Below are 14,293 nucleotides of genomic sequence, written 5' to 3'. Positions count from 1 at the left end.
TTATTGACTACCTACCGCATCTTCAAACTGCAAACGTTCAGATTTACGTAAACGCTCTGATGCTGATTTAAGTTGACCACATGCTGCTAAAATATCGCGCCCGCGCGGTATTCGAATAGGAGAAGCATAACCTGCTTGATTAACCACATCAGCAAAACGCTCAATTTGTTCCCAATCAGAGCATTGATAATTACTCCCAGGCCATGGATTAAAAGGAATTAAATTGATCTTCGCTGGAATCCCTTTTAGTAATCGAATCAACTGCTTAGCATCATCTAAACTATCATTTATGTCTTTTAACATAACATATTCAAATGTAATTCGTTTGGCATTGGAAAGACCAGGATAATTACGGCAAGCATCCATCAACAAAGCAAGCGGATATTTTTTATTGATTGGAACAAGCATATCCCGAAGTGTATCGTGCACCGCATGGAGTGAAATCGCTAACATAACGCCAATTTCTTCTCCTGTTCGGATAATGCCTGGAACCACTCCACTGGTTGAAAGCGTAATCCGACGTTTTGATAAAGAGAGTCCCTCTCCATCCGAAGCAATCAATAAAGCCTTTTTGACTGCTTCAAAATTATAAAGTGGTTCTCCCATTCCCATCATAACGATATTGGTAATTTTGCGTCCTTCAACGGGAACAATTGCCCCATCAGGTGTATCCTTATCAGGGAAATCACCTAGACAATCACGCGCAACGAGTAATTGCGCTAAAATCTCTTCTGCTGTGAGATTGCGAACAAGTACTTGTGTTCCCGTATGACAAAAAGAACAGGTTAACGTACATCCTACCTGTGATGAAAGACACAAAGTACCACGACCCTCTTCAGGGATATAAACCGTTTCAATTTCCACAGGTCTTCCAGCACCACGCGCTGGAAAGCGTAAAAGCCATTTACGCGTACCATCTTTTGAGATTTGTTCTCCAACAATCTCTGGGCGTGCAATGGAAAAATGGCTGTTAAGCATCTCTTGCATAGGTTTAGAAATATTTCGCATCTCATCAAAATTTGAAACACCACGCACATAAAGCCAATGCCAGAGCTGACGTACACGCATTCGCGTTTGGCGCTCTGGGACACCAACTTCCTTTAAAGCTTGTGTCATTTCATCTTGAGATAAACCAATTAAAGAAAGCTTAGAGTACTCCTTCACGATAACATGACTTGTTTCTCGTGCTGGACATGAGCCAACGGGTCTAAGGTCATAGGAAATAGCCATTGTTTCCCAATTTATCCCATAGGTTAGAGTTAAAAAAGCCTTAATGGCATTTCTGAGTTGCATTTAATGCTGCGGTTATCCCTTTTAAGGAATAAGTATAGGTGGTCGCAGTTCCCCGTTTTGAAACGGCTTTCACTGTCATATTCATTCCAGCACGCATAGCAGAAACAAGCTGCTTTTCTAGCTCTGATGAGGCTAACCAAGCCGATGAATCTTTCGTGAAAAAATCAAAATCCTTATCTCCAATGGTAACAGTAACTTTTGATCCTTCCTTAAGTGTGTAACCTGCCATGAATTGTGGTTCAAATGAGAAGGGAGAATGAGACCGCTTGGTAACTAAAAAGAAATTATCACCATGTTTAACTGTCGTTGGAAGAGACTGTAAAGGTACCGACAACACATAGCAAATAGTCTTTTGGGGCGATTTATAAGTATAGGCTCCCCAAGCTTCAAATTGATTTAAACGACTTGGCGTTTGTGCAAATACTGCTCCGGCAGAAACCAGAACCATTATAAATACAGCAATAACAGTCTTTTTAAACATCTTCATTTAGCTCACTTCTTTAATCTCTAACAAGATTCTCTTCATCGGAAAAGCTCAACAAAAACTCGTCGATACCTTAGTGTTGTCGTCCCAATCTTTTCAATAAGCGAAATATTTTAACGTTCATTCGAACCGTTTCTTAATTTCTAATTATGACCTCTTAGTTATTACAAAAATATGAATTTTTTGTTCAACAGCAAGACTAAAAAACAACATTTTGATTTTATGCAACAAATGTTGTTTCTCATGCAAAAACTCTTTCTTTAAGCAATTGAAAGCTAGAAAATATACCATTACCCTCTTAAGAAATAAACCACTCTCTTTTACAAAAAACAATTTGCTACAAAATCTTGGTAACGCATCCCATAAAAAATATTCCAAATTTCACAGTTTTTCGAATCTCCCTGATAACCTTTATATATTCAACCTTTTACTTTCATAAAAACTGCTAAATACACACTGTCTTTCATCAACTATAGTGTGTCCATACTTTGTCTTCAATATCGTTGAGATACCACCTCATCATGATCTTAAAGCCCTAGAGCATAAAGCTCCTGCATCAACCATCGTAAATCATTTTGCTTACTTCAATATTATTTAATCGCACTATATGCCTTATCATATTAATTTGCCAATTTTTGAAGTGATTCTAGAAATCTACACATGCTTAATTGTTTTAATACATCCGATAACCTTCCTTCTCTTGCACAATTTTTAAAAAAATTGATTTGGCAAATCTCGCTATCTTTTTTTTGATGTCATTTATAAACAAAAATATCAAACTTTTTTCGCAACCGTTTCTAAACTCTCTACCTTATCGTTTTTTGACAACCTCTTTATCAAATCATGATTGAATAAGCTTATACACGCATAAAAAATCTTTTTGTTTCACTTAAAATCTGTAATTTTTATTCTTTACCGTATGGAATCCTTTTTTAATATTAGCTTTCTAGAGTAGCTGCCATTTAGTCTAAGCCTATCTTTAAACAGTTAATTTTTCTCATAATCAAAGGATACAGCATTTCTCATTCTTCTTTAGAACTTCAATACCCATGTCATAAAAAATACTCAAACCGATTTGATTTATGAAAAAATTCAACTCATAGGTGCTTTAAAGAAAAAGTATTTGGAAATATAATCACAAATGCTCTGTAGAGGAAAACAACAAAAATCAGGTGTTCTTCCTGTTTCTCATTCTTTTAAAAAACGATTCTCTTGAGAATGCGTTTTCAAAATTACATGACGCGACCTACGCTTATTCGTTCTTTAAATGCACAAAATGCACATTGGATTATTTCCTAGCCTACTCTGTGGTGCACTATCCGCAAGCCAGCACCATCATTATATTTGCCAGCTCCCAATGTTGCGACAAATCTTGGCACCTAAGACGATTCATAAGAAGCATTTTTACTCCTTTCTTGTCCAGTTTTTACCCACACACAAGCCCCGCTTATGACGTGCAAGCAAGTGATATTTATTGATTCAAGATAAACAGATTTGAAATGAGAGAATCTTACGTTATTCGGATTTCTAATTCAATATAAATAACGCTAGATTATCATTATAAATCAATGTGTTATTGCAACAACACCACACCATCCTTATCCTTTAAGCTACATTCGATTCTGAATTTTGAATCAGTAAAGTATAAAGCCCATTGGCATCATAAGTGTTGCGCAATTTTTGAACAACATCGCTATGACGTAAGACACGTGCAATTTGCGACAAAGCTTTCAAGTGATCTGCACCTGCATTCTCAGGTGCTAAAAGGAGAAAAACAAGATCAATAGGCTCATCATCAAGAGCTTCGAAATCGACTGGGCTTTCAAGACGTGCAAATATACCAATAATTCTGTTAATATCCGGTAATTTTCCATGAGGAATTGCAATACCACCACCCAGCCCCGTCGAACCTAATTTTTCACGTTGTAAAACAATATCAAAAATCACATGTTCACTAAGACCTGTAAGCTCAGCAGCTTTTTCAGCCAAAACCTGCAAAACTTGTTTCTTCGAATTCGCCTTAAGAGCCGGAATAATTGCTTCCGGTGCAATTAACTCACTCAAATTCATACTTTAATTTTCCTTTTACATGCTCAAATGCTCACCTACAAACTTGTAAATGGTGTTATCTAAAGTTCTTCCACTTTCTTGCATCATCACATGTGATATTACTTTTCAATTTATAACGGGGGATGGCTTAATTTATTTCCCATCACTCTCAGCGCATCACAATAAATAGTCATTCAGCTCTTAAATTAACAGCATGAGAAAACAAGGAAATGAGATTCTCTATAAAATTAATTTCCCTATAATACTAGCAAAAGCCATTTTTCATAAATTTATCTATCCTTTAATTACAACAGTTAGTGTACAATTCCTTATCCGGTCTTTTTCTGTCTTTTAAAAGCTAGCTTCTCTAAAATAACAAACATATCGAGGAAAAAGGCACTCTATTTTGACAATCACCGTGCAGCTTGAACTCCGCCAAACGACAAACATCTCAAAGGCTTTAAATCATTCAATGGTTATTAAAAAAGATTCACAGATTTGGTCTGATATCGGCAGCCATGCGACCGGCTTTAAATACGCAATGCAAGCCAGCAAAATATCATAAATCCTACTTGATAACCATAATATATATAACCCATGGCATTACCATCAAAATATCCGAAACAGCATTATCGATATGTTGTTTGATTCGACAGAGAAAAATATTATTAATATCTATACCTTCTAACAACATGCGTACTCATTTACAGCTCCGTTTACCATTCATTATAAGCTTAATCTAGTGATATCTTTTCCATGGGTATCATCAAAAGCAAACTAAACCTATAAAACAATGAAGTCATTCCATCTTCATGAAGACTTTTCTACTCTTTAGAAAAATCTCATTTAAGATTATAATTATAAAAGAGATTTTGGTACAAATTAAGGTGGATTTCAGCAAGAATAATATGAATACAATCTTCTTGAAAAAATATTGCCTAACACAACTACAAAAGCCTATTTTTCTTTATCCCTCAAACAATTCTATCTACTCTCTTTATTTAAATCTCTTAACAACATCGTCATCCTTTTTGCAATGAAGCAATAAATTTTGATTATGTAGCGGAAATGCGTATCAAGCATATTTTACAAAGAATCACGCGAAGTTTTATATTCCTCTCATGAATATGTTTGATTTCATGAATGTATAAAAATAGCGCTTATGTCCATTATGTTGGTCTGTTTAAGGGTAACTAAGAACGCATAAAAACTGTACAATCAGAGAGAAAATTGATTTCCTAAATAAATTCTACGCACATCAACATTGTTGATAATATCGTTAGGACAACCGTGAACTAATACTTGTCCAGCGTGAATGATATATGCACGGTCGACAAGCCCTAATGTCTCACGTACATTATGATCCGTTATCAAAACACCAATGCCACGCCTCGTTAAATGACGAATAAGCTGCTGAATATCAAAAATAGCGATAGGATCAATTCCTGCAAAGGGCTCATCAAGTAACATAAAACTGGGACGAGAAGCTAAAGCGCGAGCAATTTCAAGTCGTCGACGTTCCCCCCCAGATAAAGAAAGTGCTGGCATTTTGCGTAAATGATCAATTTTGAATTCATGTAAAAGACTATCTAATTCTTCTCGTCGTTTAAGACGATCTTTTTCAACAACCTCCAAAACAGCTTTAATGTTATTTTCTACTGAAAGACCACGAAAAATAGAAGCTTCTTGAGGAAGATAGCCAATACCTAAACGAGCACGTCGATACATCGGAAGGTGGGTAATATCAAATCCGTCAATTTTAATGGATCCTCCATCAGACTTAATGAGACCTGTAACCATATAAAAACACGTCGTTTTTCCTGCACCATTGGGACCTAAAATGCCGACAGCTTCTCCAGTACGAATGCCAAAAGAAACACCCTTAACAGCCTGTCTTCCACGGTAAATCTTCATTAAATGACTAGCAATTAAAGTCCCCTTTAAGCGCTTTTTTAAAGCTTCACTTGCTAGATCAGGTCTGTCTGTCTGTTTTTTTCTTTTGATTCCAAACATGAAACCTTAATGGCCATTCTTTTGACTTTGTTTAAAAATAATAGAAACACGGCCCTTTTTCTTAGACTTCTCACAACCTTCTAGAAAGGCCTTTCCGCTTTTCATATCTGCCGTTAATTTGCACCCTGTTGCTACATTATCACCATCGGTTAATACAACATTATTGCCTGTCAAGCTCATTATTTTTGACTTTCCATCAAAAATACCTTTATCACCCGTAGCGATTTGTGTCGCAATTTTTATATAAACCTTTCCTAAAGCTTCCATTTTCTTAACACCCGTTGAACCAAACCAAGCAGGCGATAATGTCTTGGTATCTGTTTGGGTTTTGTCAGCAACATTGTGCTTCTTATTATCATAGTAAACAACTAATTTTTCCGTTCGCAGAAGACGTTCACCTTGAGTCACAGAAACATCACCACTAAAAAGCGCTATCCCCTCTTTATCACGTATTTCTAAAGAATTAGCATAAAGTTCTACCGGTCCTTTGTCATTTGATAAATTAATGCCAAAATGGGCAACTTCAGCATATCCCAAAACTGTTCCAATCCCTAACATCCCCATGCTCAAAGCCAAAGAACCCCCTATCCATTTTTTGTATGTTCCCCTCAGCTTCATTTCATTACTTCTCACTCTTCTTCTCTTCACAGATACGCATATTTCTTTTTCATAAAAATCACTTATGATTCCTATTGATATGACCTTATTGTTTATCAAGCACTAAATGCACACCGCCATGAAAATAGATATTTTGCCCTTTTTCTCGAATTTGCAAAGCATTTGCTGCGAGATGCAAACCTACACGCTTAATATTGACACGTTGATCTGTGTTTAATTGCCCCTCAGATAAATTAATATTTGCAGCCATAAATTGTGCAATCATACCGTCATTTGTTGTAATAGTGAATGGCTTATCCAATCGTAAGAAACCCTTGATATTATCGTAAAATCCCCCTTGTGCATCAAGAAAAACCCGTCGTTGTTTGCCAATAAGCGTTTCAGCTGTAATGTTTTGCAGCCCAATTGTCCCAGAACGTGTAGAATCTTGAAATGCCTTTTCTGCTTTAAGCCAATAAGGTTCATGAGCGCGCGTGTAACCTTCTAATTTGGGATTAAGCATTGTCAATTTCGTTACCTCTTCTTCTTCGTTATTCAAAGTCACTGGCTCAAAAGCCGTGGGCGTGAAGAAAAATGTAAACCAGCAAAAAGCAAGGGCAGCAGCCAATGCCAACAAAGGTAAAAAAAACTTTAATATAATAATACGACGCGAATGACGGGATGCTTTTTTAAAAACATCCCCCAACGGTGATTGTGTCGAAAAGGCTTCATAATGATTGTGTACGGACATATTCTCCTAATCTCTTAAATATTCCGTGTTTTTCAACTTGTATAACCTCTCTAAAAGGTATTTTCAAATTTTGTTTCTTGCAATTTGTTTTTTCTTGGTTTTATTTTATTTCCATTCGTTTATATATTGTAATGTGCATGCATGAAATGCACAATTATAGAAAATCTTTTCGGTGTGAAAGTGAGGCTATTTTGGTTAAATCAGAGCTTGTACAGATTATTGCACGTCAAAATCCGCATCTTTTTCAACGTGATGTGGAAAATATTGTGAACGCTATTTTTGAGGAAATTTCAACAGCGCTTGCAAATGGTAATCGTGTTGAACTGCGCGGATTTGGAGCTTTTTCTGTCAAAAGTCGCTCAGCACGTAATGGTCGTAATCCACGAACAGGTGAAGCCGTTGCTGTTGAAGAAAAATGGATTCCTTTTTTCAAAACTGGCAAGGATTTACGTGATCGACTTAATCAATGAGTAAATTCATGACACTTAAACGTATCCTTTTTGCAATTATTTTGCTGATTCCAACAGGACTTTTGCTTGCTTTTATCGTAGCTAATCGTCAAATGGTTACGCTAACGCTTGATCCTTTTCAGACAAACTCGGAAAATTTTACTTACAACGCTCCTTTTTTTATATGGCTTTTTATTTTTTTCGGTCTTGGTATTTTACTTGGAAGCTTAAGCAATTGGTTTGCATATCATAAATGCAAAAAAGCCCTCAAAAAAAGCAAAGCTGAGCTCGAGAAATTAAAAAAATCAATCACAGATATCGTATGATCTTCGTGAAATCTTTTCTTTGTTGTATTCAATACAGAAAAAAATGAACTTTTTCTTTTTTTCTATACATGCTTTAATAGACTACAGCCCTTTGTACTATTGGGAAAAATTGAAGAGCTTTGTAATATAAACTTGTAAAAACCTGTATCGCGATACCAAATATGCCTGCACAATTCTTTCAATCTTGCCATAATGATAGATATCCGCAGGAGAATGTACCTGTTATTTTAGAAACAGAAGCAAGTGCAGATTATGCTCTTATTGACTCTGGTAATGGACAAAAATTAGAGCGTTATGGAGCTTACCGCATTATTCGACCAGAAGGTCAAGCGTTGTGGAAACCCGCTTTATCACAAAAGCAATGGGCTGATGTTGATGCTCTTTTCACAGGAAATCTCGATGAAGAAGGTGTTGGTCGTTGGCATTTTCCTAAAAAAACACTTGGTGAAACTTGGCCACTTTCTTGGAATGGATTGTCTTTTCTAGGCCGTTTTACTTCCTTTCGTCACGTAGGGGTTTTTCCTGAGCAAGACGCTCATTGGCGCTTTATAGAAGAACAAATTGTTAAAGCAACGCGTCCTATCAAATTGCTTAATCTTTTTGGTTATACAGGTATTGCTTCTCTGATCGGCGCACGTGCGGGTGCAAATGTTACACATGTGGATGCTTCTAAAAAAGCCATCGCTTGGGCAAAAGCCAATCAAGAAAGAGCAGGATTATCAGATTATCCCATTCGCTGGATTTGTGATGATGCCGTAAAATTTGTCGACCGCGAAATACGTCGTAAAAAAAATTATGATATGATTCTTCTCGATCCTCCTGCCTATGGACGTGGACCCCATGGTGAAATTTGGCAATTGTTTGATCATTTACCTGCTATGATCACAAATTGTCGTAAACTTCTCTCGGATAAACCTCTTGCCATAGTACTTACCGCTTATTCCATTCGCGCTTCTTTCTATGCACTTCATACTTTAATGCGTGATGAATTGATAAATCTTGGTGGTACACTCGAATCAGGAGAATTGATCTTACGTGAAGAAACCGCAGGACGCGCCCTTTCTACTTCTCTTTTTAGCCGCTGGATTGCCTGAACATGTGTATACCCAAAATTGGTAAAGTTAAAGAAATCACCTCTGTTAGCAATCCTCTTATCAAAGACCTGCGCGCACTCAGCCAGAAAAAGAACCGTAATCGAGAAGGTGTTTTCATGGCAGAGGGACTAAAATTGGTCATTGATGCTCTCAATCTCGGTTGGACAATACAAACACTCATTTTTTCGAAAAGCAAAATTGGTAATAGTTCTATCGAAAATATCGCTGCACGCACTGTAGCCAATGGCGGCTTTGTCATTAAAGCTTCACACAAGGTGATGGAATCACTAACTAGGCGTGATAATCCACAAACAGTTATTGGTATCTTCAAACAACAGTGGCACCCCCTTGAAATGATAAAAAAACAGGTCGAGGATGTGTATGTTGCGCTTGATCGGGTGCGTGATCCTGGCAATCTTGGCACTATTATTCGTACAGCCGATGCCGTAGGCGCTAAAGGCGTTATTTTGATCGGTGAAACAACAGATCCTTTTTCACCTGAAACCGTTCGTGCAACAATGGGATCAATTTTTTCTATACCACTTTATCATTGCGATGAAACTGCTTTTTTAAACTGGTCTGATCACTTCAAAGGCACAATTGTTGGTACGCATCTTAAAGGATCTACCGATTATCGTACAATTGATTTTAAACACGGTCCCGTCATACTTCTCATGGGAAATGAAAAACAGGGGTTACCAGAGTCTCTTGCAAATCATTGTGATAAGCTTGCGCGCATTCCACAAAGTGGACGCGCGGACTCACTTAATCTCGCGATAGCAACAGCTATCATGCTTTACGAAATTCGCCGTCCTCATTTAACACTAGAACCATGCGAGACCAGAATATGATACGTAAATCACTGCTTTTTTTTCTTCTTGGTTTGGTCATGACAATAGGACTTGACCAAGCAGTCAAATACTGGGTTATGCACAATATACCCCTTGGAACAGCGAACCCACTTCTTCCTTTTCTTTCTCTTTATCATGTGCGTAATTCTGGTATTGCATTTTCGTTTTTTTCTTCCTTTTCTCACTGGGGACTTATTGCTATTACGCTTGCTATTATTGTGTTCCTCTTATGGTTATGGAAAAATACTGCATATGATAGGTCTTTAATGCGCTTCGCTCTTACCCTCATCATTGGTGGAGCAATTGGCAATCTTATTGACCGTATTCGTTTCCACCATGTTACCGATTATATCCTTTTTCATATCGATGACATTTTTTATTTTGCTGTTTTCAATCTTGCTGATAGCTTTATCACAATCGGTGTCATTGCTATCCTTATCGGTGAATTGCGTATCTGGATTAAAAGCAAAAGCGTCTCCAATAGCACTTCTTCTGAATAAAAGTGTTTCTTCTTCCCCTCGATAGTGGAATCAAAACAGAGCGATGTATTGTCGGTTTTTATGCATAAATTTCGATTAAAAAAATTTAAAATCCACTCATCTCTAAAAGCGTATATCTTTTAGATTTATGCTTCTTCTTTTCAATTTCTTCATTAAATTACATGGATCAAATATCAAAGCTTATTCTGATATGTTATTTTTTCTTCATTCCAACGTCTTAATCGGTAGCAGTTAAAAACCGTTCTCTCGCCAAAAGTATGATAAAACTATCATGTTCCCATTCTTTTAAACTCTTACACTTATCTGAAAACATCAAGCAACTTAAAATTGAACTGTAGATAGTATGTACAAAGCTGCAATTAATTCTAATAGTTTTTTGTTTTTCTAACCTCTTTATACTTATTCATCTAAATAGGAAATACAGCCCCTTTTTTGACTTGAAATCAAAAAAACATATTATTTTTTTCTCTTTTGCTTGGAAATGTACTGTCTCTTTTACTAAAATATAAAACTCAATGATAAGGAGAAGAAAGATGAATGAAAAGAATTCGCCTCCTTCGAAAAGTTTCCTAAACGCAGATGATCGTTCTTTTTTATTGAATTCGCGTGCTTTTGCACCTTTGTTTTTGAGCCAATTTTTTGCTGCTTTTAATGACAATTTTGTTAAAAATACTTTGGTTTTTCTCATTATCACATGTAGCACTTTAGAATACCAACCAAGTCTTATTAGCTTAACAAATGGCGTTTTTTCACTTCCTTATCTTTTATTTTCTGCAACAGGAGGCCAATTAGCTGATTGCTTTAGTAAAGCAAAGGTAGCTCGTTTGATTAAATTCTTTACTCTCTTTATTGCTTTAGCAACCGCGGGCTCTCTTTTTCTATCTTCTATTACCTTGCTGATGATATGTTTATTCCTTTTTAGTTCTGCTTCAGCACTTTTTGGACCTATTAAGTATGCAACATTACCAGATCATATGGCAAAATCTCATTTACCACGTGCCAATGCATGGATGGAAACAGCAACATTTATTGCTATTTTATTAGGAACATTGTTGGCTGGCCTTAGTTTCGATTTTCAAGACCAAACACAAATTATTCCAGCAATCATTATAATGATTTTTGCTCTCTTTTCTTGGGCTACAAGCTGCTTTATGCCAGAAAACATTCCTGCACAATCGAACTTTATTGTTGACTATAACATCATACGTGCCACTAAATCTATTCTTAAACACTGTATCCAAGAAAAGCGCTTACTGATTGTAAGCCTTATGATCTCGTGGTTTTGGTTTATAGGTGCCACACTATTATCCATCATTCCAATACTCACTGCTTCTCTCAATTGCCTTCCCAATGGAACTATCATGTTTTTAACATTGTTTTCCATTTTTGCTGCTGTTGGCTCTGCGATGGTGGCTTGGCTTTCAGCGGAACGAATTAATTTATTATTAGCAGTTATAGGAACTTTTATCTTTGGTCTTGTTTGTCTAGACTTAAGTGTTGTTCTGAACGATATTTATCCCAAATTAAAAGCTGAAAAGCTTATTGATTTCTTTTCTCATCCGAAATTATTGCATATTACGTTTGATTTTGCCTTAGCGGCAATTTCAAGTACTTTTCTTGTTGTTCCTGGATTTTCTGCACTGCAAGCTTGGGCTAAACCTCATAAACGCGCACGTGTTATTGCTGCTAATAACATCCTCAATGCTGCTATTATGGTTATTGGAGCAGGTATTATCACTTTTATCCAATATCTTGGTGCTTCAATTGATAAAATCGTTCTTATTCTTAGTATCAGCTCTTTCATAACTGCAATTGCTACGCTAAAATACTTGCCTACGAATTCTCTTCGCGACTTTATTTTTATTTTTTTCCGATTATTTTTTCGTTTAGAAATCAAAGGGATAAAAAATTTTTCCAAAGCTGGAAAATCCCCCATTCTTGCTTTTAACCATCTCTCTTTTCTCAATGTTTTTCTGGCTCTCGCTCTTTGTGAAATAATAAACTTGCGAAACCCAGTTATTGTTATTGACGCTCATACCGCAAAACTTTGGTGGATGCGTCCGTTTGCTAAATATATAAATGCTTATCCTACCGATCTCACTAAACCGTTCACAAATCGCTATTTTATAAACACCCTACTACAAAAGAAACCTGTGGTTGTTTTTCTAGAAAAAAATATCTCTGTGACGAAATACTTCATGAAGACTTCTGAAAAGAGCACCATTATTATTGATAAAGCAAAAGTGGTTCCTATTAAAATTTATGGTTTAAAAAAATCTTTTTTTTCAAATTTTTCTGATATTCATAAACGCCGTAAGCTTTTTCCTAAAATAACAGCTGTCATCTATAAGCCTGTTGATTTTAATACGGTATAAAAAGTCTTGCCTACCACTTAACTTACTGGCAAATAATTGTTTTATATCGTCTTTTTAATTTCAGAATTAAAGTGATCAATTTATTCAAAAATTCATTAAATATTCTCATAATCATAGGGTGTGTACAAATACTATTAAAGTTTCTCTTACTTAAGACAGTGGATTCATGAGGGGAGGAGACGAATAAAAATATTAAAAATCTTATAAACACTATAAATTATGAATTATATTCTTAACTCTTATAAATTCCTTTTAGCTCTAAAAACTGCTGCCCTTAACCTAAATATTATGAACATTTTGCTGACTACCAATGATACTATGCAAAAAACAAATTTCTGATATTTGCGCATTAAGCAAACATTACTAAAATAACTTCTCTCACTTTGTAAAAATTCACTAAAAAGACTCAATTTTCTTGACCAAATATCCTCTTTCATTACCAATTTTTAAGGTTTCTTGCCAAGAGAAGTCTCTTGTAATTTTAAAATAAATCTCCATAATAAGGAAAGGTATGCTGGAATTTCGCCAGCGGCGCCTGGAGTTTTTTGTATATGCTAAATAATGGCTTATACAAAATTGCTGTTATCTGTTATAATGACAGGGATTCTTTTAAACTCCAAAATCTGGCGGAACATATACTAAAGGACTTTATATTATGGCTGATTTCAAAAATTTACGTTCGGCGTCTGTTTCCCATGCCGATGCATCAATTGATCTAGGATTGCGCAGCTATATGCTGGGTGTCTATAATACAATGGCCATTGGTTTGCTTATTACAGCCGCTGCTGCTTATGCAGTTGCATCATTAGCAATGACAACAGATATGAGCCAGGCAGCCGCTCAAATCAATAGCAGTGTTTACTTAACTCCCTTTGGAGTAACGTTTTATACATCGCCACTTTCTTATATTGTTATGTTTGCACCACTTGTGGCGGTATTTTTCCTTAGTTTCAAAATAAACACTTTGAGTACAAGTGCAGCCCGTAGCCTCTTTTTTGGTTATGCTGCTCTCGTTGGATTCTCCCTATCTTCGATTGTTTTGCGTTATACAACGGAAAGTATTGTACAAACCTTTGTTATTACCGCAGCATCTTTTGGTGCTCTTTCACTTTATGGTTACACGACAAAGCGTGATCTTACAGCAATGGGATCATTCTTTTTTATAGGGTTGGTCGGTTTGATGCTTTCCATGTTTGTGAATATCTTTCTGGCATCAAGTGCCTTGCAATTTGCTATCTCCGTGATTGGCGTACTGATCTTCGCTGGTCTAACCGCTTACGATACACAGAATATTAAGTTGATGTATTATGAAGGAGATCAAGGCGATACAAAGGGGCGTAAAATTATTATGGGAGCTCTGAGTCTTTACCTTGATTTTATCAATATGTTTGTCTTTTTGCTGCAGTTTCTCGGCTCAAACCGTGACTGATTGTAAAAAACAGCGCCTCATTAAAAAACCTTGTTTCTTAAAAGAAACAAGGTTTTTTTGTTTTTAACGCAAACTTTTATTT

14 protein-coding genes are annotated in these 14,293 nt (G+C 36.2%); 8 read left to right on the top strand and 6 right to left on the bottom strand.

Annotated elements, in window-relative coordinates; all coding sequences use genetic code 11:
- The 3 genes from rlmN to ptsN all read right to left on the bottom strand — a co-directional run bounded on the left by rlmN (position 1) and on the right by ptsN (position 3,847).
- Positions 1-1,230, bottom strand: coding sequence for a 23S rRNA (adenine(2503)-C(2))-methyltransferase RlmN (gene rlmN, locus PVV68_RS00635; protein WP_273719761.1), 1,230 nt, complete (start codon positions 1,228-1,230; stop codon positions 1-3).
- Positions 1,231-1,270: 40 nt separating this feature from the next.
- Complete coding sequence (locus PVV68_RS00630; RefSeq protein WP_273719762.1) at positions 1,271-1,774, bottom strand: invasion associated locus B family protein; 504 nt, start codon at positions 1,772-1,774, stop codon at positions 1,271-1,273.
- Between the two features lie 1,608 nt (positions 1,775-3,382).
- A complete protein-coding gene (gene ptsN / locus PVV68_RS00625; protein ID WP_273719648.1) occupies positions 3,383-3,847 on the bottom strand; it encodes a PTS IIA-like nitrogen regulatory protein PtsN in 465 nt (154 codons plus the stop codon).
- 385 nt (positions 3,848-4,232) lie between these two features.
- Here ptsN and PVV68_RS00620 point away from each other — a divergent pair, with 385 nt between their 5' ends.
- A complete protein-coding gene (locus tag PVV68_RS00620; protein WP_273719649.1) occupies positions 4,233-4,391 on the top strand; it encodes a hypothetical protein in 159 nt (52 codons plus the stop codon).
- A gap of 653 nt (positions 4,392-5,044) precedes the next feature.
- Here PVV68_RS00620 and lptB read toward each other — a convergent pair.
- The 3 genes from lptB to lptC form a co-directional block, all read right to left on the bottom strand.
- Positions 5,045-5,839 carry an LPS export ABC transporter ATP-binding protein gene (gene lptB / locus PVV68_RS00615; RefSeq protein WP_273719650.1) on the bottom strand — a complete coding sequence of 265 codons (795 nt, stop codon included), beginning with the start codon at positions 5,837-5,839 and terminating at the stop codon, positions 5,045-5,047.
- Between the two features lie 6 nt (positions 5,840-5,845).
- Entirely contained in the window at positions 5,846-6,457 is a 612-nt protein-coding gene (locus tag PVV68_RS00610; protein ID WP_273719763.1) for an LptA/OstA family protein, read from the bottom strand.
- Positions 6,458-6,542: 85 nt separating this feature from the next.
- Entirely contained in the window at positions 6,543-7,187 is a 645-nt protein-coding gene (gene lptC / locus PVV68_RS00605; RefSeq protein ID WP_273719651.1) for an LPS export ABC transporter periplasmic protein LptC, read from the bottom strand.
- Positions 7,188-7,378: 191 nt separating this feature from the next.
- On the opposite strand from lptC, the gene ihfB reads away from it, so the two are divergent.
- The 7 genes from ihfB (at position 7,379) to PVV68_RS00570 (ending at position 14,211) form a co-directional block, all read left to right on the top strand.
- Complete coding sequence (ihfB, locus tag PVV68_RS00600) at positions 7,379-7,657, top strand: integration host factor subunit beta (RefSeq protein WP_208442056.1); 279 nt, start codon at positions 7,379-7,381, stop codon at positions 7,655-7,657.
- A gap of 8 nt (positions 7,658-7,665) precedes the next feature.
- Complete coding sequence (locus PVV68_RS00595; RefSeq protein ID WP_273719652.1) at positions 7,666-7,962, top strand: lipopolysaccharide assembly protein LapA domain-containing protein; 297 nt, start codon at positions 7,666-7,668, stop codon at positions 7,960-7,962.
- 161 nt (positions 7,963-8,123) lie between these two features.
- A complete protein-coding gene (locus PVV68_RS00590) occupies positions 8,124-9,056 on the top strand; it encodes a class I SAM-dependent methyltransferase (RefSeq protein ID WP_273719653.1) in 933 nt (310 codons plus the stop codon).
- A 2-nt stretch (positions 9,057-9,058) separates the two neighbouring features.
- Complete coding sequence (locus tag PVV68_RS00585) at positions 9,059-9,907, top strand: RNA methyltransferase (RefSeq protein ID WP_273782567.1); 849 nt, start codon at positions 9,059-9,061, stop codon at positions 9,905-9,907.
- A complete protein-coding gene (gene lspA, locus PVV68_RS00580; protein ID WP_273782566.1) occupies positions 9,904-10,407 on the top strand; it encodes a signal peptidase II in 504 nt (167 codons plus the stop codon). Before PVV68_RS00585 ends, lspA begins: the two co-directional genes overlap by 4 nt.
- A gap of 533 nt (positions 10,408-10,940) precedes the next feature.
- Positions 10,941-12,782, top strand: coding sequence for an MFS transporter (locus PVV68_RS00575; protein ID WP_273782564.1), 1,842 nt, complete (start codon positions 10,941-10,943; stop codon positions 12,780-12,782).
- Positions 12,783-13,437: 655 nt separating this feature from the next.
- Positions 13,438-14,211, top strand: a complete 774-nt coding sequence (locus tag PVV68_RS00570) for a Bax inhibitor-1/YccA family protein (protein WP_273719657.1) — start codon at positions 13,438-13,440, stop codon at positions 14,209-14,211.
- The last annotated feature ends 82 nt before the right edge of the window (positions 14,212-14,293 follow it).

Origin of the sequence: Bartonella sp. ML69XJBT, from assembly GCF_028618515.1 — a bacterium.
GTDB lineage: Bacteria > Pseudomonadota > Alphaproteobacteria > Rhizobiales > Rhizobiaceae > Bartonella.
The sequence above is the reverse complement of the archived record's forward strand: the minus strand, read 5'-3'. Positions and strand labels throughout refer to the sequence as shown.